16 protein-coding genes and 1 pseudogene are annotated in these 22,703 nt (G+C 57.8%); 11 read left to right on the forward strand and 6 right to left on the reverse strand.

From position 1 onward, the window contains the following. Positions 1-94 precede the first annotated feature (94 nt). From EQG79_RS22030 to ypfJ, 8 genes are all read left to right on the forward strand, one after another. A complete protein-coding gene (locus EQG79_RS22030; protein ID WP_240699417.1) occupies positions 95-3,373 on the forward strand; it encodes a TonB-dependent receptor in 3,279 nt (1,092 codons plus the stop codon). 25 nt (positions 3,374-3,398) lie between these two features. Further along, positions 3,399-5,048 carry a RagB/SusD family nutrient uptake outer membrane protein gene (locus EQG79_RS22035; protein WP_129604069.1) on the forward strand — a complete coding sequence of 550 codons (1,650 nt, stop codon included), beginning with the start codon at positions 3,399-3,401 and terminating at the stop codon, positions 5,046-5,048. A gap of 105 nt (positions 5,049-5,153) precedes the next feature. Beyond that, the gene (locus tag EQG79_RS22040; protein ID WP_129604072.1) at positions 5,154-6,497 is read left to right on the forward strand and encodes a Gfo/Idh/MocA family protein; all 1,344 of its coding nucleotides are present in this window, start codon (positions 5,154-5,156) and stop codon (positions 6,495-6,497) included. 171 nt (positions 6,498-6,668) lie between these two features. Then, positions 6,669-7,331: an arginine-tRNA-protein transferase gene (locus tag EQG79_RS22045; RefSeq protein WP_077921416.1), complete on the forward strand. Its 663-nt coding sequence runs from the start codon at positions 6,669-6,671 to the stop codon at positions 7,329-7,331. A 69-nt stretch (positions 7,332-7,400) separates the two neighbouring features. Continuing rightward, positions 7,401-7,661 carry a hypothetical protein gene (locus EQG79_RS22050; RefSeq protein WP_077921417.1) on the forward strand — a complete coding sequence of 87 codons (261 nt, stop codon included), beginning with the start codon at positions 7,401-7,403 and terminating at the stop codon, positions 7,659-7,661. A 164-nt stretch (positions 7,662-7,825) separates the two neighbouring features. After that, positions 7,826-8,818 carry an alpha/beta fold hydrolase gene (locus tag EQG79_RS22055; protein ID WP_129604075.1) on the forward strand — a complete coding sequence of 331 codons (993 nt, stop codon included), beginning with the start codon at positions 7,826-7,828 and terminating at the stop codon, positions 8,816-8,818. Positions 8,819-8,900: 82 nt separating this feature from the next. Beyond that, entirely contained in the window at positions 8,901-9,956 is a 1,056-nt protein-coding gene (locus EQG79_RS22060; protein WP_129604078.1) for an SDR family NAD(P)-dependent oxidoreductase, read from the forward strand. Positions 9,957-10,113: 157 nt separating this feature from the next. After that, a complete protein-coding gene (gene ypfJ / locus EQG79_RS22065; protein ID WP_129604081.1) occupies positions 10,114-10,983 on the forward strand; it encodes a KPN_02809 family neutral zinc metallopeptidase in 870 nt (289 codons plus the stop codon). A gap of 135 nt (positions 10,984-11,118) precedes the next feature. Here ypfJ and EQG79_RS22070 read toward each other — a convergent pair whose 3' ends face one another. The 6 genes from EQG79_RS22070 to pgi form a co-directional block, all read right to left on the reverse strand. Then, positions 11,119-11,670: a hypothetical protein gene (locus EQG79_RS22070; protein ID WP_129604084.1), complete on the reverse strand. Its 552-nt coding sequence runs from the start codon at positions 11,668-11,670 to the stop codon at positions 11,119-11,121. 172 nt (positions 11,671-11,842) lie between these two features. Then, positions 11,843-12,409 carry a precorrin-2 dehydrogenase/sirohydrochlorin ferrochelatase family protein gene (locus EQG79_RS22075; protein WP_077921422.1) on the reverse strand — a complete coding sequence of 189 codons (567 nt, stop codon included), beginning with the start codon at positions 12,407-12,409 and terminating at the stop codon, positions 11,843-11,845. A gap of 90 nt (positions 12,410-12,499) precedes the next feature. Beyond that, a complete protein-coding gene (locus tag EQG79_RS22080; protein ID WP_129604087.1) occupies positions 12,500-13,405 on the reverse strand; it encodes a hypothetical protein in 906 nt (301 codons plus the stop codon). Between the two features lie 157 nt (positions 13,406-13,562). Continuing rightward, on the reverse strand, positions 13,563-14,402 hold the full coding sequence (locus EQG79_RS22085; RefSeq protein WP_236648744.1) for a PorT family protein: 840 nt from the start codon (positions 14,400-14,402) through the stop codon (positions 13,563-13,565). Positions 14,403-14,540: 138 nt separating this feature from the next. Then, the gene (locus EQG79_RS22090; RefSeq protein WP_129604090.1) at positions 14,541-15,374 is read right to left on the reverse strand and encodes an outer membrane beta-barrel protein; all 834 of its coding nucleotides are present in this window, start codon (positions 15,372-15,374) and stop codon (positions 14,541-14,543) included. A 140-nt stretch (positions 15,375-15,514) separates the two neighbouring features. Continuing rightward, positions 15,515-17,170: a glucose-6-phosphate isomerase gene (pgi, locus tag EQG79_RS22095; protein ID WP_129604093.1), complete on the reverse strand. Its 1,656-nt coding sequence runs from the start codon at positions 17,168-17,170 to the stop codon at positions 15,515-15,517. A 199-nt stretch (positions 17,171-17,369) separates the two neighbouring features. Between pgi and EQG79_RS22100 the strand changes: the two genes are divergently transcribed. The 3 genes and pseudogenes from EQG79_RS22100 (at position 17,370) to EQG79_RS22110 (ending at position 22,607) form a co-directional block, all read left to right on the forward strand. After that, a complete protein-coding gene (locus EQG79_RS22100) occupies positions 17,370-19,034 on the forward strand; it encodes an ArnT family glycosyltransferase (protein WP_077921427.1) in 1,665 nt (554 codons plus the stop codon). A gap of 193 nt (positions 19,035-19,227) precedes the next feature. Then, positions 19,228-19,623 carry a hypothetical protein gene (locus EQG79_RS22105; RefSeq protein WP_129604096.1) on the forward strand — a complete coding sequence of 132 codons (396 nt, stop codon included), beginning with the start codon at positions 19,228-19,230 and terminating at the stop codon, positions 19,621-19,623. A gap of 180 nt (positions 19,624-19,803) precedes the next feature. Next, positions 19,804-22,607 (forward strand): annotated as a pseudogene (locus tag EQG79_RS22110) (M14 family zinc carboxypeptidase). Positions 22,608-22,703 lie beyond the last annotated feature (96 nt).

The raw sequence follows: 22,703 nt of genomic DNA on the forward strand, positions 1-22,703 counted from the left end.
GATAACGGGGATTGTTTTGTCCATTCTTAAACCAACAAAACTGACCAAAAGTATGCAAAAACGGGTACAACCTAAAACAGTACTGCGTAGGGTTATGCAAGTTACCTGTACACAATTAATACTGGCCATGCTGTTCGTCGGCGCGAGTTTTGCGAACGACGGCTTCGCACAGGCCATTCTGGATCAGCGCATTACGTTACAGGTGCAGGAAAAAGATGTCCGCACGGTATTACACGAGATAGAAAAGCAGAGCGACGCCCGGTTTGTGTTCAGTTCACGGCTGATCCAGACCAGCCGGAAAGTATCTATTTCGGCCAGCAACGAAGCCCTGGCCACGGTGCTGAACCGGGTGCTGAAACCGCTCCAGATCGAGTACGAGGTGGCTAAAAAGCTAATCATGCTTCGCCGGAGCGAGGGTACCGGGTTCAGAGCACCCCAGCCAGCCGACAATCCGGAACAAGTTGCCGAACGCACCCTCACCGGCGCCGTTATCGACGAAAAGGGCGAAGGGCTGCCCGGCGTAAGCGTCGTGCTGAAAGGATCGCAGCGCGGCACCACCACCGACGTAGCCGGCAGCTACCGCCTGTCTATTCCCGACGATGCCACCGAGGCCGTGCTGGTTTTTTCGTTCGTCGGTTTTTTATCCCAGGAAGTAGCCGTGGGCAATCAGTCGGCAGTTAACGTGACGCTGAAACCAGACACGCGCGCCCTCGACGAAGTGGTGGTCGTTGGCTACGGTACGCAGTCGCGCCGGAACGTGACGGGCTCGGTGGCCAAGGTCGATATGAAGCAGGTCGAGAATCTGCCCAACACCAACGTGACCCAGGCGCTGCGCGGCCGGGTAGCGGGCGTCCAGTTCACCGACAATGGCCGGCCGGGGCAGGGCGGCAGTATCCTCGTACGCGGCACCCGCTCCATTACCGCCAACAACGACCCGCTGATCATCCTGGACGGGGTTTTCTACAACGGCAACCTGGCCGACATCAACCCGAACGACATCGAGACGATGGAGATTCTGAAAGATGCATCGTCGGCAGCCATCTACGGCTCGCGCGCAGCCAACGGGGTTATTCTGATCACGTCCAAAAAAGGCACGACCGAAAAACCAACCATCCGGTTCAATGCCTACGCGGGCCTGTCGGACTGGAGCCACCGGATCAAACTCCTCAGCCCCGAACGATACATCGAGAAAACCCTCGACGTTCGGCGGCAGAGCGGGCAAACGGCCGACCCCGCCCAGGTGGCCAGCTACCTCCAGAATACCGAAGCCGAAAACTTCCGCAACGGCGTCACGATCGACCCCTGGGACGAGATTTCGCAGCAAGGCTCGATTCAGTCGTACGACATCAGCGTATCGGGCCGTACGGGCCGCACCTCCTACTTTATCTCGACAGCGCAGGTCTACGAGAAAGGCTTGATTTTCAACGACAATGCCAACCGTACGTCGTTCCGGATCAACCTGGAGAACAACATTACCGACTGGCTGCGGGTGGGCGTCACCTCGCAGTACGCCCGGCGCGACCTGTCGGGTAAAGAGTCGGATACGGGGCAGGGCTATACACTGAGCCCGTTCGGCAAGCTCTATTTCGACGAAGCTAAAACAGACCCGGTTCCCTACCCCGTTGACGACCAGATTCAGCGCAGCCCGATCTTCTACCCCATGCTCGACAAAGACCAGGAGATCAAGCACAACCTGTTCGCCAATTTCTACGCCACGGTCGATGTGCCGTTCGTGAAAGGGCTAACCTACCGGGTCAACTATTCGCCGAACTACCGCTGGGAGCATCGCTACACCTCGTCGCCCATCTACCGGCGCAATGGGCTGAACAACCTCGGCAGTGCCTCCAAGTACAACCGCGAAGATTTCGACTGGGTGCTGGAAAACATAGTCACCTACAGCCGCCAGCTGGCGCCGGATCACGACCTCGACCTGACGCTGCTCTACGGCCGGAACCAGCGGTACTGGGAATCGACCAATGCCAACGGCTCCAACTTCTTCACCGACGTGCTGAGCTGGAACAACCTGAACCTGGCTCAGGTACAGCAAGCCTTCTCGAACGCCCAGCAGGTAGACGGGGTCTCGTCTATGGCCCGGCTCAACTACCGCTTCCGGAACCGCTACCTGCTCACCCTGACCGCCCGGCGCGATGGCAGCTCCGTATTCGGCGCCAGCCACAAGTACGGCACGTTTCCGTCGGCTGCGCTGGCCTGGATCGCGTCGGATGAACCGTTTATGCAGAAACTGCCGGTGTTCAACCTGCTCAAACTACGGCTCTCGGTTGGGTCGGTTGGTAATCAGGCCATTGCCCCTTACGGATCGCTCAGCACGGCCGGCACGACCCAGTACGTGTACGGCGACGGTGGCGCCACGGTCAACGCGGTGTATACGGCTACCATGGCCAACCAGGACCTGCGGTGGGAAACAACGGTTTCCAGTAATGCCGCCGTGGATTTTGAGCTGATGAAGGGCCGGATTGGCGGTACCCTCGAATATTACCACATGAACACCCGCGACCTGCTGCTGAACCGGGCACTGCCCAGTCCGACGGGGTTTGCGCAGGTGCTGACCAACCTGGGGGCCACCCGGAACACCGGCTTCGAGTTTACCCTCAATACCAGCAATGTGCGCAGCGGTAAGTTCGAGTGGTCCACCAACCTGAATTTCTCTACCAACCGCAACCGCATCACCCATCTGTACGGCAGCGACCTCAACAACGACGGCCGCGAAGACGACGATCTGGGCAACCGCTGGTTTATTGGTCAACCAATCAACATCAATTACGACTACGTTTTTGACGGCGTATACCAGGTAGGCGACGAACTGCCACCGGGCTACAAGCCAGGGTTCCTGCGCTTCAAGGACCTCAACCAGGACGGGAAACTCGACGCCAGCGACCGCACCATCATCAGCCAGCGGGAGCCCAAATACCGCTGGGGTGTCAACAATACGCTGCGTTACGGCAACCTGTCGCTGTCGGTATTCCTAAACGCCATGCAGGGCTGGCAGCAGTCGTTCTACCTGCTCGACCCGGTCAATAACTACCCCAATCGCCCGGTCAACATGCTCGACGCCGGCTGGTGGACGGCCGAAAACAAATCGACCACGCGCCCGTCGCTGGTTTACACCAACCCGCTGGGCTACGGCTATTATACCTCCCGCGATTTTGTCCGGATTCAGGACGTGAGCCTGGCCTACGACTTCCCGAAACCGCTGCTGTCGCGGCTGAAGGTCAACTCGCTGCGGGCCTACGTGAGCGGCAAAAACCTGCACACGTTCACAAATTACGTTGGTCAGGACCCCGAAAGTGGCTACAACTGGGCGGGCTACCCAACGGCCCGTTCCTTCACGGCGGGGATAAACCTGAGTTTTTAGTCGACACTCCTCAAACGTTTTACTTATGAAAACACCAACTGTATTACCCGGTCGATATACCGTTCTGAAGCGCGTGCTGCTCGGCCTGATGCTGGTCGTTTCCGGCAATGCCTGTAAGGATTCTGTGCTGGACGAAGTCCCCCTGGCCTTCCTGAACCCCGATGTGGTGCTGGTGAACAAGTCGGGCTTCGATACCTACATAGCCTCGATTCACGCCGTACTGCGGAGTGCTTATTTTGAAAATGACGATTACGGGTACGGAGCCAACGTCTGGGATTTCCAGGTCGGCACCGACGTAGGCATGACCGGCGACCCCGGCATAAACACCTACGTCGATTACCGAACCTGGGTTACTCCCGCTGCCTCGCAGGTGAACCACCACTGGGAATGGGCCTATCTAAAAGTAATTCCACGGGCCAATACGCTGATCGAATACGCCGAAAAGCCCGCTGCGGTCTGGAAAGACGAAGCTGAAAAAAATGCGGCCGTGGGCGAAGCCCGGTTCCTGCGTGCTTATGCCTATAACATCCTGGCCAATCTGTACGGCGGGGTGCCCATCGTTGACAAGGTTGCCAGCAGCCCCAAGCTCGATTTCGTACGGGCCACGCGGGAAGAGGTGCTGGCCTTCGTGGCTAAAGATCTGGAGTTTGCGTCGCAGTGGCTTCCTAAATCGACCACCCAGGACGGCCGCGTTGTTAAGGCAGCCGCCGACCACCTGCTGGCCGAAGTGTATAACAACCAGAAGCAGTACGACAAAGCGATTGCGAGTGCGTCGGCCGTTATTCAGGATGCGCAGTACCAGCTGATGACGACCCGGTTTGGCAAGTACACTGCCCAGCCCGGCGACGTGTTCTCCGACCTGTTCAAGGACAACAACCAGAACCGCACCACATCCGGCAACAAAGAAACCATCTGGGCGCTTCAGTTCGAGTTTCAGACACCGGGTGGCCTTCCCAAAGCGGGCGGAGGCAACGGCACCCTGCGCGCCTGGGGGCCCCGCTATTTTGCCATCAAGGACCCCGACGGAAAAACGGCGATGACCGTTGCCGACAGCCTTGGCCGACCCGTAGGCTGGTACCGCCCCACGTCGTATTTCAATCACCTGATCTGGACCGACCCCAACGACATCCGGAACTCCCGCTTCAACATCCGGCGCGATTTTTACTACAACGACAGGTCGTCGAAATACTTCGGCCAGCGCGTTAACCCCAAAACGGCCAAAGACCTCGACACCATGTACTGGTACTATCCCTACATCCGCAAAATTGAGGGCGAGCCACTGGCCGGCGCTACCTACGGCCGCACCTTCAAGGAGTTTTACCTGATGCGGCTGGCCGAAACCTACCTGTTGCGGGCCGAAGCCTACCTCATGAAGGGAGACCTGCAGAAAGCCGCCGACGACATCAACGTGGTACGCAGCCGGGCCAAAGCCAAACCTGTAGCGGCCACTGAGGTGACGCTCGACTACCTCCTCGACGAACGGGCGCGGGAGCTGATGCTGGAAGAACTCCGGCGGCTCACCCTCAACCGAATGGGCAAGCTCGTTGAACGGGTGCGCCGGTACAACCCGCGCAGCGGCAGCACCATCCAGGACTACCACGCGTTTTTCCCGATCCCGCAGAAATTTATCGATGCCAACCTGGCGGCCAAGGTCGACCAGAACCAGGGCTACTAACCGTCTATCCACACCCGTTGATCGCGAAAGGGCGGCCGTAGTCGAGTAGACAGGCGGTTGCGGCTCCCTTTTCGCTTATCCTGCATCTTTTTCCTTCTTACCTCTATGTCTACGAGCGCACAGTTCAGTCGTCGCCATTTTCTGCGTACTGCATCGGTAGCCGGTACCAGCCTGATCGTATCGCCTTCGCTGTCGGCGGGTGGTTTTTACCGGGGCAAACCCAATGACAAAGTGGTTGTGGCCATCATGGGCACCAACAGCCGGGGCGCCTTTCTGGCCAAACATTTTGCCCGCATTCCCAATACGGAGGTGGCTTATATCTGCGATGTAGACGAGCGGGTACTGACCAAAACCTGCGCCAGCCTCGAGACCCAGACCGGTCGGAAACCGAAAGGATTCACGGACATCCGGAAGCTGCTCGATCAGAAAGATTTCGACGCCCTGGTGGTAGCCGCACCCGACCACTGGCATGCGCCCGCAACGATTCTGGGCTGTCAGGCCGGTAAACACGTGTACGTAGAAAAACCCTGCAGCCACAATCCGCACGAAGGCGAAATGGCCGTTGAAGCCGCCCGCAAGTACAACCGGCTGGTGCAGATGGGCAGCCAGCGCCGGTCGTTCTCCAACGTGCAGGATGCCGTCAAAAAGCTGCACGAGGGCGTTATTGGCCGGGTGTATTTTGCGCGGGGCTGGTATACCAACTGGCGCCCCAGCATCGGCAAAGGCAAAGAAGTAGCGGTTCCGGCCCATCTGCATTACGACCTCTGGCAGGGTCCGGCGCCCCACCGCCCTTACCGCGATAACCTGATCCATTACAACTGGCACTGGCTCTGGCACTGGGGTACGGGTGAGGCCCTCAACAACGGCACCCACGAACTCGACGTGATGCGCTGGGGCCTGGGCGTCGACTACCCCAGCCAGGTCGTTTCGTCGGGCGGGCGCTTTGCCTTCAACGACGATTGGGAAACTCCCGATACACAAACCATTACGTTTACGTTTCCGAACAACACCGCCATGACCTGGGAAGGGCGCAGCTGCAACGGCTACGACTCGGAAGGCAGTGGGCGGGGCGTGGTATTCTACGGCGAGAAAGGGACGCTGGTCTATCCGGGAGCCAACAGTTACAGCATCTACGACCAGAAAAACAAACTGGTTAAGACCGTGACCGACAGCACGCCCTACGACGCGACCAACACGGTAAGCCCGCTGGAGCAGCTCGACGCCCTCCACCTGCAGAATTTCGTACAGACGATCCGGGGCGACGCCAGCCTGCAGGCCCCCATTGCCGAAGGCCACAAATCGACCCTGCTCCCCCAGCTGGGCAATATTGCCTACCGCGTGGGGCGGGTGCTCCACTGCGACCCCACAAACGGGCATATCCTGAACGATAAAGAAGCGATGAAGCTCTGGTCGCGCGACTACAGCAAAGACTGGGCGGTGCGGGTATAGCCTGAGCCCACGCTTTCTCTTATCCATTAAAGACCAGCGGCCTACACGAGTACCCCCGTCAGCTCCGGAGCCGGCGGGGGTTTTTGTTGGGGCTTTTTTACGGGCGGCAACCGGAAAATCCAGTAATTTAGCCCAACGGGCGATACCCACAGCCCCGAAAGGCACCAGACCATGAAAGGGAGAGAGTTGGACTTATACCTGAGCGAAGGTTATTTCCGGATGCAGCAGGACGTGTTTACCTGCCGGTTCATCCTGTTCGAAGACCGGCTTTGTCCCGTTCACTGGCTCCGGCTCGATCTGGCGCGGGTCACCTACGGCAAAAGCCAGCGCCAGCTGCTGAAGAGTAACGCACGCTTCTCGGTCGATGTCCGCCCGTTTGTGCTTACCCATGAGCTGGAAACGCTCTACGCCGAGTATCGGGACAGTATTACGTTCGACGCTCCGCTGTCGGTAGAGGCCTGCCTGCTCGACGGGTCAGCCTACAACGTCTTCGACAGCTACGTGGTAGAAGTCCGGGACGGAGCCCGCCTGATTGCCGCCGGTATCTTCGACGATGGGGTCCGGAGCATAGCGGGCATTATGAACTTCTACCATCCCGACTACCGGCGCTACAGCCTGGGCAAATTTCTGATGCTGCAAAAGATCAGGTATGCGCAGCAACAGCAGAAGGTCTACTATTACCCCGGCTACGTGGTGAGCCATTACCCGAAATTCGATTATAAGCTATACGCCTGCGAGTCGGCTACCGAACTCTTCGACCAGCTGAGCGGCAACTGGCTGCCTTTTTCGTGGGAGACCATGAGCACCCTGGCGGCTACCATGCTGGACGAATGATGGCGCGATACGGGCTGCCTCCAAAAACATCGACCGCGCCCAGCTGTTATGCTGTAAACAAACAGTAGCATGGCCCGTCAGGATCCGCACACCGAATACATCGTCAACCAGGAAGACTACGCCAAAGCCCTGGCCAGCTTACCCGCCAGCGGCACAGAGCAGCAGAAAGCCCACTCCGCCCCCATCACCGCCCGTCAGTACCGGCAGAACACCAGCCAGACCATCAACGCCGGCAAATGGTCCATGTGGGGTATCGCTCCCGAATCCTTCGAGTTCGAGTGGCGCAACGGCGCCTGGCGCCCCCCCATCAACCTGGTCATATCCATGTAGAGACGCAACCCCTTGCGTCTTACCCGCGTCAGCCACCCACCCGCGTCAGCAACCCCTTGCGTCTCACCCGCGTCAGCAACCCTCACCCACCCCATCCACTACCGGGTCCAGTAAGAACCGGGGCGGGTACCCTTTGCTAGTTGTTGATCAACTCCTGCCGCTGTATGCGTACCCCTTTTACTTTTCTCCTGTCTATTCTTTTCGCTGTACCTGTCTTCTGCCAGCAGCGTTTTGCCGACCTCGGCAACTTTACCCTCGACAATGGCCAGGTGATCCAGAACTGCCGCGTCGGCTACCGAACCTTCGGCAAACTGAACGCCACCCGCTCAAACGCCATCCTGGTACCGACCTGGTTCGGTGGCACCTCAGAAGCCAAAGCGTTCATAGCCAGTCCGGGCAATGCGGCCGACAGCACCAGATACTTTACTATTGTAGTCGACGCGCTGGGCAATGGCGTCTCTACATCGCCCTCCAACAGCAGCGCGCAGCCGGGGGCCCAGTTCCCGGCCTTCAGCATTCGCGATATGGTTCGGTCGCAGTACGAGCTGGTTACCAAAACGCTGAAACTACCGCACCTGTACGCCGTACTGGGTATTTCGATGGGTGGCATGCAGTCGTTCGAGTGGCTGGTCTCCTACCCTGATTTTGTCGATCATGTGGTGCCTATTGTCGGCACGCCGAAGCAGAGTAGCTACGACCGGCTCTTCTGGGGCACCCAGCTCACCATCCTGGAACGGGGTAACTTCTCGGCCGAAGCCATGCGTACCGTCGGTAACCTGCACGAACTGAACCTGACGACCCCCAGCCATTTTCTGCGCACCCTCAAAGCCGAAGACGAACCCGATTTTGCCCGTAAAAAAGAAGAAGGCTACAGCGGCCGAAACCCCTACGACTGGGCGTCGCAGCTGCGCGCCATGATCGGCCAGGATATTTACCGGGGGCGCACCGCAGCCGACCTGAAAGCACTCATCAGGGCCCGGCTGCTGGTCATCGTGGCCACCCAGGATCACATGGTTACGCCCGGCACGGCTACCGAGCTGGCCCGCGCCCTCAACGTTCCTCTGGTAGAACTGACCGGCGACTGTGGCCACCTCGCTACCGGTTGCGAATCGGACCGGATCAACACCGAAATCGGCGCGTTTCTGGGGCGACGCTAGCCTGGCCGGGTTTCCATACAATCGGTTCCGTCAACCTTCTATTCTGTCAGGGGTTTAGTGTCTATCAACGATATGAATCCCTATGAATCTTCTGACAAAAACCATCGGCTGGACACTGGCGGGCCTGGGAGCCTGGGCCGCTACCAAAGCGTATCTGGCGCAGAAACGAAAGATCGACTTTCGGGATAAAACCATCATCATTACCGGCGGTTCGCGCGGGCTCGGGCTCGAGATGGCCCGGCTGCTGGCGCTGGAAGGAGCAAACCTGGCCCTCTGCGCCCGCGATCAGGACGATCTCGACCGCGCCCAGTCTGAGCTGAGCCAGTATCAGGTGGATGTATACGCCGAAGTGTGCGACATCACCAACAAAAACCAGATCGAGCGGTTTGTCGAAAACGTTCGGCAGGCGCTCGGCCCGGTCGATGTGCTGATCAACAACGCGGGGGTGATCATCGTAACACCTTACGAACACGCTACCGAAACCGATTTCCGGCAGGCCATGGATACCAACTTCTGGGCTGCTTTTCATATGGTCAATGCCGTACTGCCGCACATGATGGCCCGATCAGCCAGTGAGCACACCCGGGGGCGTATCGTCAACGTGGCGTCGTTTGGCGGCAAAGTGGCCGTACCGCATCTGGCTCCCTACTCGACCAGCAAGTTTGCGCTGGTTGGTTACTCGGAAGGGCTGCGGGCCGAGCTGCTCAAGGATAACATTCAGGTGACGACCATCTGTCCCGGCCTGATCCGGACCGGCAGCCCGCGCAACGCCATCTACAAGGGTCAGAACGAAAAAGAATATACCGTCTTCAAGATTGGCGATTCGCTGCCGTTCGTTACCATCGACTCGACCGACTGCGCCCGTGAAATCATCGACGCCTGCCGCTACGGAGAGGTCGAACGTATTATTACGCTGCCGGCCAAACTGGGAGCCGCGCTGGAAGGTATTGCCCCGAGCTTTATTGGCGAAACGATGGCCCTGATCAACAGGCAGCTACCCGGCCCCGGCGGCATTGGCGAGCAGCGCGCTTTCGGCCGGGACAGCGAAACGCCCCTGTCGCAGTCGTTTATTACCCAGCTTACGAACGAAGCCGCCGAGCAGAACAACGAATTGGGCCGCGATGCGTCGGGGCTATAAACCGGCGGCTGGGCCATAAACCGATTGAACCGGCTACCGTTACAGATTCGATCTGGCGTCGTCTAGTCAGTACAGCAAACAATTTGCGCCGGAAAAAGTAATCGATGGGGGCCTTTGTTCCCAGCTACATAACTACACGACTAAACGAATACACATCATGCGTTGGTTAGGAGGACGCGAAAGCGATAACGTTGACGACCGCCGGGGAAGCGGTGGCGGAGGACTACTGGTTGGCGGTGGCATCGGCACCATTGTCATTGCCATTATCGTCACCCTGCTGGGGGGCGATCCATCGGATATTATCGGCAACCAGCCGCAAACCCAGAGTCCGACCATGCCGGGCTCGCAGCGGGCTACCGGACCACAACCCGACGATCAGGCGGCTCAGTTTACGCGCCGGGTACTGGCCAGCACCGAAGACACCTGGACCCAGCTGCTGGCGAAGGAAGGGGGACAATACCCCCCGCCAACGCTGGTATTTTTTCGGGGACAGACGCCGTCGGGTTGCGGAGCAGCTTCGTCGGCCTCGGGTCCATTCTACTGCCCCGGTGATAAGAGACTATACATCGATCTGTCGTTCTACGATGACCTGGCCCGTCGCTTCAATGCCCCCGGCGACTTTGCCATGTCGTATGTCATTGCCCATGAAGTCGGGCATTACCTTCAGGATCAGATGGGTATTATGGACAAAGTACGGGCCGCCCAGGAGCGCATGAGCGAAACCCAGGCTAACCGATTGTCGGTGCGGCTCGAACTACAGGCCGACTTCCTGGCGGGTGTATGGGCGCACCACGCGCAGGGAAAAAGTTTCGTGCTGGAGCCGGGTGATGTGGAAGAAGCCCTGACGGCCGCGAACGCCATCGGTGATGACCGCATCCAGAAAGAAACCCAGGGCTATGTTGTACCCGACGCGTTCACGCACGGCACGGCCGCTCAGCGCGTGTACTGGTTCTCGAAAGGCCTGAAAACCGGCGATATCAACCAGGGCGACACCTTCAACAGCCGCGAAGACGCCAATCTGCAATAGTTTTTGATTTGATACGAATGTAGAAGGGTAGCATGATGTTATGTCATGCTGCCCTTCCACATTCGCGTTTTTTCTGATCCGTCCACCACCCTACGCGAGCAGTGATCCGGAGCGTGAAAGGGAGCAGCTACGTCTCTATTTATGCCAGCTCCAGACAAACGACCCCTGTAGGCTGGGTTGCTCCGAGCCGTTTCGGGTGAGCTTACCGTATTTGGCAACGCCTTCGATAGAAAAACGGCGGCCCAGGGCGTATTCGACCCCAACGAGCGCATTGAGTTTGGGGCTGTAGTAGGGCGCAGGATCGTTTAGAGAGCTTCCATCCAGGTTAAAAACCCGGTCGTGGTACCAGCCGTAGGTAACGCCCCCGCCTACGAAGCCGGACACGAAACTACCGCTCCAGAGGTAATACCGGGCAAACACCCCGCCCTCCCGACGTAGCGCAATCAGGCTATGGTATTCGGCTTCTATGCCCACCCAGGTCCGGTTGGCAACAAATCGCCCGCCTTTGGCCGTTGCGCCCAGTAGCGTCAGGCCAGCGCCGACCATCCAGTTTCCTTTCTGCTGATGCAGGGCGGCTACGGACTTCCATTCCGAGTCCTGAATAGGTTGGTCAGCGACCGTTTGCGCCCGACTGCGTCCCGCCAGCATACCGAGCAGACAAGCCAGTAATACGTATCGGTTTTTCATACAGATGAGTGTGGATTTAATTTGTTGCCAATGACAAAGCAACACGATAAGAGGCTGGGTAGCAAGGTGTCGAATCAATAATTATTCATATTTTATTATATGGTAAATGAGCCATAGAAAGACAGTCTTGCGGGTAGCAACAGAGCCATCCCGTTCTAACAATGGCAGGCAGCTATCGCAGAACTTTGGTGATTTCGTTCAGCTTTTCCATCTTCTGTACGAAATCCCCTTTGAGTTGATTACGGATGGCAGTCAGGTTGTCGAGGGTCTCCTGCAGGCTGTCGGGGAGGATTTCTTCCAGTACTTCGCGGAATCGCTTGGCGAAGGTGGGCGATTTGCCGTTTGTCGAGATGGCAATTTTGAGGTCGCCTTTTTTCACGACCGAGCTCAGGTAAAAGTCGCAGAGGTCCGGGGTATCGGCTACGTTGACCAGAATACGCCGGGCTTTACAATCGGCCTGCACCTGCCGATTTACGGCCTTATCATTGGTTCCAACAATAACGAGGTCCTTATCATCGAGATGAGCGGGCGTGTACGGCTCCTCAACGAGCTGCACGTTGGGTGACTGCCGGGCTATATCCCGAATCTCATCGCGGATCTCGGGCGCTACCAGCGTAGTGCGGGTATCGGGGGCGTTACCGAGCAGGGCGGTCAGTTTCTCCAGCCCTACGTAGCCGCCCCCAACAATCAGGATATGCAGTTTCTCGGCCTTGACGAAAATAGGAAAGAGTGTGTTCATAAAAGCCGTAGTGGTTAGTCGATAGCGATTCGCTGCATTCCTGCAAACTTACCACTATTGACTAACCACTACCGGAATAAAGGCTGATTTTTAAAACTTAAAGCCCAGGTTTACGCCCAGCACCCTGCGCTTGGTGTTCGTAACGTCTTTCAGCACATCGGCAAAGCCGTAGTGGTACACAAAATCGATGAACAGCGGCCCCGCATCGAAGCCCAGGTTAGCCAGTCCGTTGACGGTAGCGGCCCGGAAGTCCCGGTGCTGAAAGTTGAATTCATTATCGCCCACACCAAGCGGAGTGGCGTATTCAGCGCCGATCTGTAACCGAACGGCCGATACTCCCCGCTCCGACTGCGCCAGCTTTACGCCAATGTAGGCCGGAATATGCAGGTACTTCTGATCAACGTTCGACGTGATATCTTCGATACTACCCACTTGTCCGTCGCCGGCGCGGTAGAAGTCCGAACTCGACGTCAGGTATTCGGCGCCGATCTGTCCGTATACACGACCACCACCCCGCACGAAGATACCCAGCTGGTACCCCAGCCGACCGGCCAGGTCATTACCGCCTACGTCTTCGCCCTCGAAACGGGTCGAGTTAGCACCACCATACAGCCCAAACGTAAAATTCTTGTAGTTCTCCCGGCGCTCCTGACGCTCGGCCACCTCCACACTGCGCTGTCCGTCTTCGAAGCCCTCGTCATAGGCCTTACTCAGGTCGCGTTCGTCGTACCGGTTTTCGTTCCGGTTGCCCCGGTCCAGCCGCTCTTCGTAGCGATTGTCATACCGCCGGTCTTCATCATTCCGGCGCATAAATTCACGGCGCTCGTCGAAGCGGTCGTTCATGCGCCGATCTTCCACACGCTCGTCCCGGCGCGACGGGCGATCGTATCGATCATCATTGCGGTAGCGATCGTCGTACGAGTTTCGCTGCGCATACACGAGTCCTGTACTGCACACCCCCGCTACCAGCAGAGCTGTTTTTGCAAAAGTTTTCATAACGTGTTGAGTTGAGTATATTGACTGCTACCAATCAACGGGTAAACCCCTCCCTGACCGGAATGTTTGCATAACTAATCGTAGGCAGAACGAAGCAGGCACAAAAAAAGGGCCGCTTCGTTTGAAACGGCCCCCGCTGTTGATGAAGAACGGCGGTTTAGAATCGGAAACCAAGGTTCAGCGCCAGGATGTTACGCTTGGTATCGTTGGTATCGAATACGTTCTGCAGACCGTGGTTATAAACGGCATCCAGCGTCAGCGGGCCGAGGTTGATACCAGCACCCACCAGTCCGTTCAGGATGGTCCGGTTGAAATCATCTTCGCCAATGCCAAAGCGGTTGTTCGGGTTCACGACCAGAGCCGACAGCTCGGCACCCGCCTGGATGCGCAGACCCAGCGCGCTACCGATTCGCAGACCTACATAGGCCGGGATGGCAACGAAATGCTGGTTGATCTGACCGCTGACATTGCCCGGCGTTGGGGTTGGCTGACCAGCACCCGACCGAACCAGGTTGGTGGTCGAGTTCCGGTATTCCAGACCGATCTGACCGAAAACGGTACCGCCCGTACGACCGTAGATACCAGCCTGCCAGCCGGCGCGGTAAGCACCATCCGGAATCGGCTCGTTCACGAAGCGCGAGAAGTTCACCCCGGCGTATACGCCAAATTTACCTTCTTTGCCCCAGGCTTTGTCATCACCATCCTGACGGGTGGTCGTGGCGGTGTTGGCGTCGGCATTGTAGGTGGTCGTCGTCGTGGTGGTCGTGCCGTAAGCCGGAGCCGCCGTCGTGTTCGTCGTTGCGTTGCTGTTCATCATCGAACTGTTATTGTTCATGTTCGATGTGCTGGTGGCGGCATTGGTGGTGTCGGTCGTTGCCGGTGTCGCGTTGTAGGTCGATGTCGTCGTGGTCGACGAATAGGTATTGGAGTTGGTCTGGGCCGTTGCCATACCCATGCTAAACAGGCATAAAGCCAATAGTGAATGTTTACGTTTCATAACGTGAATGTGTTAATCGTTGAGTTGTACAAAAAAAGGGTGTAATCGAAATTACACCCCATTAACAGCCCACCGGCTAGTATTGTTTTTAACTATTCCAACCTGTCTGTATTTTACTACTCAATTGAAATACCTATCCTAGAATTTAAAACCGACGCTGGCGCTCAGAATACGGCGCTGCGAACCGGCAAAGCCCGTGTTGTTCACGGCCTCGATCGAATTGCTGAAACCATGGTGGTACGTCAGGTCAATAAGCAGAGGACCAATGTCGAAGCCCAGCTGACCCAGGCCGTTGAACGTGCCGCTCTTGATCTCTGAATTAGACAGATTGAAGTCACCGCTGTTGGAGTTAATCCGGTTGGCGTACTCCAGACCCGCCTGCAGACGGATGGCCGAAATTCCCCGATCCGACTCCAATAATTTATACCCGATATATACCGGAATCTGTACGTACTGGATGTTGATCTGATCGCGGATCGTTCCCGCCGAGGTGCCGTCTCCGGCCGTAAAATAGTTCGAGCTCGACGCAAAATACTCGGCTCCCAGCTGACCGTATAACCGACCGCCACCCCGCACAAAGAAACCGGCCTGGTAACCCAGTCGGCCGCTTAGCCGATCGCCGTTAACGTCTTCACCCGCGAAACGGGTTGAGTTGGCTCCGGCATATACACCGAAAACAAAGTTTTTGTAGTCTTTCGTATCCCTGGGCCGGGTCGATGTGCTGTACGTATCCGTCGTGGTGGTCGTATACGTGGGCGATGCGGTGCTATTGGTCGTACTGTTCGTGCTGCCGTCGGTCGAGTTATACGTAGGTGACGAGCTGTTGACGGCGTTGGTACTATCGGTCGTTACCGGCGATGTGCTGTAGGTCGAATTTCCGGACGTTGACGAATAACTATTCGTTGTCGTTTGGGCCTGGGCCAGCCCGAGTGAGGCAATCCCGATTGCCAACAGTGAGACATGACGTTTCATTGCGTTTTTCAGTTGTTAGTTGAGTAATAAAAAAATGGGCGCAACCGAAGTTACACCCACTTAACAGGTAGAATACGTATGTTGTTATTTATTAGCCGAACTATCGGGTTCGGGCTGTTGCTTTCCGGCGGTGCGGGCTCTTAGTGTCGCATCGCTTTGAAGGCATTCATCAGCCCATTGGTCGAACTATCGTGGGTCGACACGGGCGCATCGTCCTTTAGTTCGGGCAAAATCCGGCTGGCCAGCTGTTTGCCCAGTTCTACGCCCCACTGGTCGAAGCTGAAAATATTCCAGATTACCCCCTGCGTAAAGATTTTATGCTCGTAGAGGGCAATCAGGCGGCCCAGCGTACGGGGTGTAAGCTTTTTGAACAAGATGGAGTTGGTAGGCCGGTTGCCGGTGAACATCTTGAACGGCGCCAGAGCCGCAATCTCAGCCTCAGATTTACCGGCCTGGCGAAGCTCGTCGGCCGCTTCGGCTTCGGTTTTGCCGTTCATCAGTGCTTCGGTCTGCGCAAAATAATTGGCCATCAGAATGGTATGGTGTTCACCGATAGGCCGCTGGCTAATGGCCGGTGCCAGAAAATCGCACGGAATCAGCTTGGTACCCTGGTGGATGAGCTGGTAGAACGCGTGTTGACCGTTTGTTCCGGGCTCCCCCCAGATGATGGGCCCGGTCTGGTAATCGACGGGGTTTCCGTTGCGGTCAACTGATTTCCCGTTGCTTTCCATGTCGCCCTGCTGGAAATAGGCCGCAAACCGGTGCAGGTACTGATCGTAGGGCAGAATAGCCTCCGTCTGCGCCCCAAAGAAGTTGTTATACCAGATACCCAGCAGCGCCAGGATAACCGGCAGGTTCTGATCCAGGGGTGCATCGCGGAAGTGCAGATCCATATCGTGCCCACCAGCCAGCAACTCTTCGAACTGCTCGAAGCCGATATACAGCGCAATAGACAGCCCGATAGCCGACCAGAGCGAATAGCGGCCCCCTACCCAATCCCAGAAACCGAACATATTGGCCGGGTCGATGCCGAATTTCTCCACGGCCGCCTGGTTGGTCGAGAGCGCGGCAAAGTGTTTGGCAATGTCGGCCTCCGAGCCGCCGTTGTCCAGGAACCACTGGCGGGCCGTCTGGGCATTGGTCATGGTCTCCTGCGTCGTAAAGGTCTTGGAGGCAATCAGGAACAGGGTTGTTTCGGGCCGAACGGTTTGCAGGGTTTCGTAGATATGAACCCCATCCACGTTCGACACGAAATGCACGCGCAGCTTCTGATCGTCGGCATAGGGTTTCAGGGCTTCGGTAACCATGACCGGGCCGAGGTCAGACCCACCGATGCCAATATTGACGATATCGGTAATGCCCGCGCCGGTATAGCCCGTCCACTCGCCCGACCGAATCCGGCCGGTAAACGATTTCATCCGGTCGAGCACCTCGTTCACGTCGGGCATCACGTCTTTCCCGTCGACCAGAATAGGCGTATTAGAGCGGTTGCGCAGGGCCACATGCAGTACGGCACGGTCTTCGGTCTGGTTGATCCGGTCGCCGGCAAACAGCTTGCCAATGGCGTCGGGTAGTGCGGCCTCTCCGGCCAGTTGCAGCAGCAGGTTGAGGGTGTCGGTGGTGATCCGGTTCTTCGAAAAGTCGAGCAGGATATCGTCAAACCGACGGGTGAACGTGTCGAATCGGGTCGCGTCTTCGGCAAACAAATCCCGAAGGTGCCGGTCTTTCAGCAGGTCGTAATGCGCTTGCAGCTGGGCGTAGGCCGGCAGATCGGTAAAGCGATGGTTGGCGAGCATAAACAGGTTCTGGTTTTTGGTTTTCAGTGCGTAGCCTTCGGTTTACCGGCCATGTTGGCAACGGGCAAACCGAACACCGGGAGCAGGCACCGGTTGTCGGCGCGAATATCGGCAATCCCCGCAATCTTTTTTTCGGCTAATTTTGCGGGCTGGTATTACGATGAGATCAATCGTCTTATCGGCTAACTACTTCGGGTTGATGAATCAAAAACTATTTTATTCGCTACTGCTGGCTGGTTTAGGCGCCTTGTTCTTCCTGCCCTTTCTGGGGGGCGTCCGGTTGTTCGACTGGGACGAAATCAATTTTGCCGAAGCCGCACGGGAGATGGTTACGCTGGGCGACTACCTGCGTGTTCACATTGATTATCAACCGTTTTACGAGAAACCGCCTTTCTTTTTCTGGTGCCAGTCGCTTTTTATGAACCTCTTTGGCGTCGACGAGTTTACGGCCCGGCTCCCGAATGCGTTCTGCGGCATCGCCACCCTGATTTACCTCTATCACCTCGGCAAAAAACTACACGGCCACCGGTTCGGCCTGCTCTGGTCACTGGCCTACCTGGGCTCGGTAACGCCCCATCTGTATTTCCGGTCGGGCATCATCGACCCCGTTTTCAACCTGTTTATTTTCGTTGGCCTGGTCAATTTAATCTTCGCATCCTGGAAACGGGAGCGGCTGAGCAGTGCGCTGCTGGTGCCCAAAAGCGAGTGGACGTACCTGCTCATCGGCGGTTTTTCGCTGGGGCTGGCCATACTGACCAAAGGACCGGTGGCGCTGCTGATTCTGGGGCTGGTAGTGCTGACGTACTGGCTGCTGAGCCGGTTGCGGTGGTTCCTGTCGATCTGGCAGGGGCTGGTTTTTGTGCTGGCGGCCTCGGTGCTTCCGCTGGCGTGGGTCGGGCTGGAAACCTACCTCCACGGCCCGGTTTTTGTCAGCGAGTTTCTGACCTACAACATCCGGCTCTTCAGCACACCCGATGCGGGTCATGGCGGCTTTCCGGGTTATCACGTCATCGTCCTGCTGGTGGGCTGTTTTCCATCATCCATTTTTGCACTGCGGGCCTTTTCGCCCCTCTTCATCGAGCGCAACTACCAGCGTGAGTTCCGGCGCTGGATGCTGATGCTGTTCTGGGTGGTGCTGATCCTGTTCAGCATCGTGCAGTCGAAGATTGTGCATTATTCGTCGCTGTGCTACTTCCCCATCACCTACCTCGGCGCTCTTACTCTCTCTCAGCTCGAAGACCGAAAAATCCAGTTCAACGGCTGGCTGCGGGCAGGTTTGATCCTTGTTGGCGGCATTTTTATCGTGGCCACCATCGGAGCGCCCATACTGGCCCAGCGGATGGATATGGTGAAGTCGCTGGCCGACAAAGACCCGTTCACGCAGGGTAATCTCGATGCGGCCATCAACTGGACGGGTTGGGAAGCCCTGCCCGGCGTCTGGCTGCTGCTGCTGCTGGCGGTAACGATCTACTGGTTCAGCCACCGGCAAACGGCCCAGGCCGCGCTGGTTCTCTTTGTCGGCATGGCCGTATTCGTTACGCTCACGCTCTGGTTCTTCATCGGGCGTATCGAAGGAATCTCGCAGGATGCCGCCATGCGTTTTTTCGAGCGGTCGCAGGGGCAGGATGTGTACGTAAAGACCTACGGCTACCGCAGCTACGGCCCGTTCTTCTACACCCGCAAGCCGCCCGTCACCAACCCCAATTACTACAACGACGACTGGCTCATGCACGGCCGCATCGACAAAGACGTGTGGTTTATTCGCAAAGCCCAGGAAAACCCCACTCACCTCGACTCCCTACCCGACGTCCGCCGAACCGGCGCCGAGAACGGTTTTATCTTCTACCTGCGAAAAGCCCGCTAGATTTCTGTACGACAAATCACCCCTGCTTGCCACCCTGCCACCCGTTGCCGTGTCCCCACGGCAACCCATGCGTCAGCCCAACCAGCTGGTAAAGTGCCGCCTGCTGACCCCGGCAACGTCACGCCAACGGAGTAGCCGTCCAGCCCGATAGTCAGTAAAAAAAACTGTTCCCGGCAGAAACGGTTATGCTTGCATGAACCAGCCACAGCCTCGTCATTTCCTCGTCTCTTTCCGTCAACTCATCTTTATTATCGCGGTGATTACCAGTCTGGCGGCCTGCCGGGCGGGCGCCGGTTCGGGGAGCGCCCGACCCATGAAAGTGGCCGTTGGCGCCATCAAAGAGGTCACGATAACGGGCAAATCGGTGGTGGGTACGTCCGATAACCAGGAAGTGGTCGACGTGACGACGAAGCCCCTGTCATCGGCCGACAGCAGCGCCCGGTCGCAGGGCAAAGCCGTGGCCACCACCTTTCTGATCAAGGGGGTTACGGTAGGCGCAGCGCGGGTCGTCTTTGCCGAGCAGGCGGCCGACAGCTCGCCCGATGGCCGGGTTCGCCAGACCTATGCGGTACAGGTCGTGAGTCAGTAAAGCGCGCCCGGTTTCATTCCTTACGCCATACAGATCGGGATAATTAACGACCGGCCGGCTCTTTACGCCCTAAAACGCGTATCTTGCTTACGGTCAAACAACCCGTAATTCCTCACTCACCCCAACTGTATGAAGGTTAAACAGCTACCTGCCCTACTGGCGGCACTGGCCGGTCTCACTATGTCGATTTCGCCCGTCGGGGCCCAGCAGATCGACGAGGTGTACAACCAGAAAATCCGCGAGTACACCACCGATCCGCGTTTCCTGCCCGCATCGGTCCTCAACCTGCCCGACGACCCCACGGTGCCCTCGCCCCGGAAACATTTCGGACAGATCATCGGCACCCCCGGCATCCTGCACCGTACGCCCGAGATTTACGGCTACTTCAAAAAACTGGCCGACACCTCGCCCAACGTCAGTATGGAGCCGGTCATGACCAGCGAAGAAGGGCGCCCCATCAACCTGATCGTCATCGGCAACGAAGACGCCCAGAAACGACTCGACCACTACAAACGACAGCTGGCCCTGCTGGCCGACCCGCGCCAGGTAAACCCCCAGAATCTGAACACCATTCTGGGCGATACCAAACTGGTTTATTACCTCAACGGCGGCATGCACTCGCCCGAAATGGGATCGCCCGAGATGCTGATGGAACTGGCCTACCGGCTCGCTACCGGCCAGACCGAAGAAATCCGCACCATCCGCGATAACATTATCGTGATCATTAACCCCGTCTCGGAACCCGACGGCTGGGACAAGCAGGTCGACTGGTACTACCGCTATTCCAAAAACCGGAAAGACTTCAACGACGGCTTCCCTGGCGTACCCTACTGGGGCAAGTACGTTTTCCACGACAACAACCGCGACGGTCTTCAGAACTCGCAGGCCATTACCAAAAGCCTCTACAAGATCTACTACGACTGGCATCCCGTAGCCTCTCTCGACCTGCACGAGTCCGTACCGCTGCTTTACATCTCGACCGGCACCGGCCCCTATAACGAAACCATCGACCCCATCACCATCGGCGAATGGCAGATCATGGCCACCACGACATTACCTCGCTGGCGGCTCAGGGCCTGCCTGGCGTCTTTACCTGGGCGTTCTACGACGGCTGGTATCCCGGTTATGGCCTCTGGATCTCCAACAACCACAACTCGGTCGGGCGGTTTTACGAAACCTTCGGCAACGCCGGCGCCAGCACCTACCTCCGCGACCTGGCCGAGCAGAAATACGCCGGCGACCCCGCCACCAGCAAGGAATGGTACCGGCCCGTACCGCCCACCGAAAAAGTGTACTGGTCGTACCGCAACAACATCAACTACATGCAGGCCGGGGTGCTGGCATCGCTCTCCTACGGGGCCACCAACAGCCGGCTGATGCTGAAGAATTTCTACCAGAAAGGGCTGAACAACATCCGGAAAGGCACCGAAGAAACGCCCCGCGCGTTCGTGATCCGGAAAGACCAGCGCGACCCGGCTATGGCGGCCTACCTCGTCAACCAGCTGCGGGCTCAGGCCATCGAAGTTCACAAAGCCGAAACCGGCAAGAACGCGGGCGATTATGTGGTGCTGCTCAACCAGCCCTACCGCAACCTGGCCATCTCGCTGCTGTCGAAACAGAACTACCCCAAAGAAGCCAAATTTCCGCCCTACGACGACATTGCCTGGACCCTCGGCTACCTCTACGGCGTTGACGTGAAAGCGCAGGACAGCGTGGCCTACGCCCCCACCGACCTCAGGATGCTGACCAGCGATGTACAGTACGCCGGCAACCTGACCGGCGAAGGCACCAGCTACGTCCTGAACTACAAGGCGCAGAACACCGTGCTGCCCGCCCTCTACTGGGCCAGAGCGCAGAGCAAAACCGCCAGAGCCACCGTCCTCGACGAGCGGGTAGCGATCGACAAAGACACCCTCCAGGCCGGTTCGGTCGTGTTCAGCGGCCTCTCGCCCGAGCAGGTACGGAAACTATCGACCCAGTTCGGGCTCGACCTGCAGGCCGTTAAAACCCTGCCCAACGGCAAACAGCACGACATAACCCTGCCCCGCGTGGCTATCTATCACAACTGGTACAGCACCCAGGACGAAGGCTGGGCCCGCTACACCTTCGACCAGCGCGGCATTCCGTACACCTCCATCGACAAAGACGACCTGAAAGGGGGCGACCTGCGCAAACGGTTCGACGTAATCCTGATGCCCCGTTCGCGGGGAACAGCGGCCGATTTCATCCACGAGATCGACAAAAAATACAGCCCGATGCCGTTTACCAAAACCGCTGAGTTTCCGGCCCACGGCCTGCCCGACGCTACGCCCGACATGACCGGCGGACCGGGTTTCGACGGGGTCAACCACCTGAAAGCGTTCGTGGAAGCGGGCGGCCTGCTCGTCACCCTCGACAATACCTCCATGCAGGTAGCCGAAGCTGGGGTCGTGCGTGAACTTCGCACGAATACCAGCGCCCAGGCAGCCGGTCTGTTCCACCCCGGCTCGGTCGTTATGGCGAAGGGCCGCAAAACATCGAGTCCGCTGCTGTACGGCTACCCCGAGAGCTTCCCCATTTTCCGGGGTATCGCGCCCCTGCTGCAGACCGAGAAGTACAATCGGGACCTGATGGTATTGCAGTATGGCAGCAAGCCGCTCAAAGACGAAGAAGAGTACAAAGGGCTGATTATGGGTATGCCCGACCGGAAGCCCATCAAAGAGCCCGAGACCAAAACCCCGAAGAAAGAGGAGCCTTATGTCCTGTCGGGTATGGTGCGCAACGAGCAGGCCATCATTGGCCACGGCGCCCTCTTCAACGTGCCGGTCGGCGCCGGTCGGGTGGTGGCGTTCACCTTCGACCCGCTGCACCGCTACCTGAATCACCACGACGCCCCGCTGGTCTGGAACGCCCTCATCAACTGGAACCACCTCGGCCCCGACGCCAAATCAGCCGCCGTATCGGCCCTGGGCAGCGGCCCCAAAGCCAAAACCGGCGGTCAATAAGTCCGTCGTATATACCCAATCGGTATCGAACCCGCCACGACCCTTCCGGTTGTGGCGGGTTTCCTTTTGGGCACGGTACCGTCTAAGCGCAAAGAC

It is taken from the genome of Spirosoma sordidisoli, assembly GCF_004138325.1.
In the GTDB taxonomy this organism is placed as follows: domain Bacteria; phylum Bacteroidota; class Bacteroidia; order Cytophagales; family Spirosomataceae; genus Spirosoma; species Spirosoma sordidisoli.

Coding starts and splice junctions, on each gene's coding strand:
- EQG79_RS22030 (WP_240699417.1), top strand. CDS start 95: ATGCAAGTTACCTGTACACAATTAATACTGGCCATGCTGTTCGTCGGC.
- EQG79_RS22035 (WP_129604069.1), top strand. CDS start 3,399: ATGAAAACACCAACTGTATTACCCGGTCGATATACCGTTCTGAAGCGC.
- EQG79_RS22040 (WP_129604072.1), top strand. CDS start 5,154: ATGTCTACGAGCGCACAGTTCAGTCGTCGCCATTTTCTGCGTACTGCA.
- EQG79_RS22045 (WP_077921416.1), top strand. CDS start 6,669: ATGAAAGGGAGAGAGTTGGACTTATACCTGAGCGAAGGTTATTTCCGG.
- EQG79_RS22050 (WP_077921417.1), top strand. CDS start 7,401: ATGGCCCGTCAGGATCCGCACACCGAATACATCGTCAACCAGGAAGAC.
- EQG79_RS22055 (WP_129604075.1), top strand. CDS start 7,826: ATGCGTACCCCTTTTACTTTTCTCCTGTCTATTCTTTTCGCTGTACCT.
- EQG79_RS22060 (WP_129604078.1), top strand. CDS start 8,901: ATGAATCTTCTGACAAAAACCATCGGCTGGACACTGGCGGGCCTGGGA.
- ypfJ (WP_129604081.1), top strand. CDS start 10,114: ATGCGTTGGTTAGGAGGACGCGAAAGCGATAACGTTGACGACCGCCGG.
- EQG79_RS22070 (WP_129604084.1), bottom strand. CDS start 11,670: ATGAAAAACCGATACGTATTACTGGCTTGTCTGCTCGGTATGCTGGCG.
- EQG79_RS22075 (WP_077921422.1), bottom strand. CDS start 12,409: ATGAACACACTCTTTCCTATTTTCGTCAAGGCCGAGAAACTGCATATC.
- EQG79_RS22080 (WP_129604087.1), bottom strand. CDS start 13,405: ATGAAAACTTTTGCAAAAACAGCTCTGCTGGTAGCGGGGGTGTGCAGT.
- EQG79_RS22085 (WP_236648744.1), bottom strand. CDS start 14,402: ATGAAACGTAAACATTCACTATTGGCTTTATGCCTGTTTAGCATGGGT.
- EQG79_RS22090 (WP_129604090.1), bottom strand. CDS start 15,374: ATGAAACGTCATGTCTCACTGTTGGCAATCGGGATTGCCTCACTCGGG.
- pgi (WP_129604093.1), bottom strand. CDS start 17,170: ATGCTCGCCAACCATCGCTTTACCGATCTGCCGGCCTACGCCCAGCTG.
- EQG79_RS22100 (WP_077921427.1), top strand. CDS start 17,370: ATGAATCAAAAACTATTTTATTCGCTACTGCTGGCTGGTTTAGGCGCC.
- EQG79_RS22105 (WP_129604096.1), top strand. CDS start 19,228: ATGAACCAGCCACAGCCTCGTCATTTCCTCGTCTCTTTCCGTCAACTC.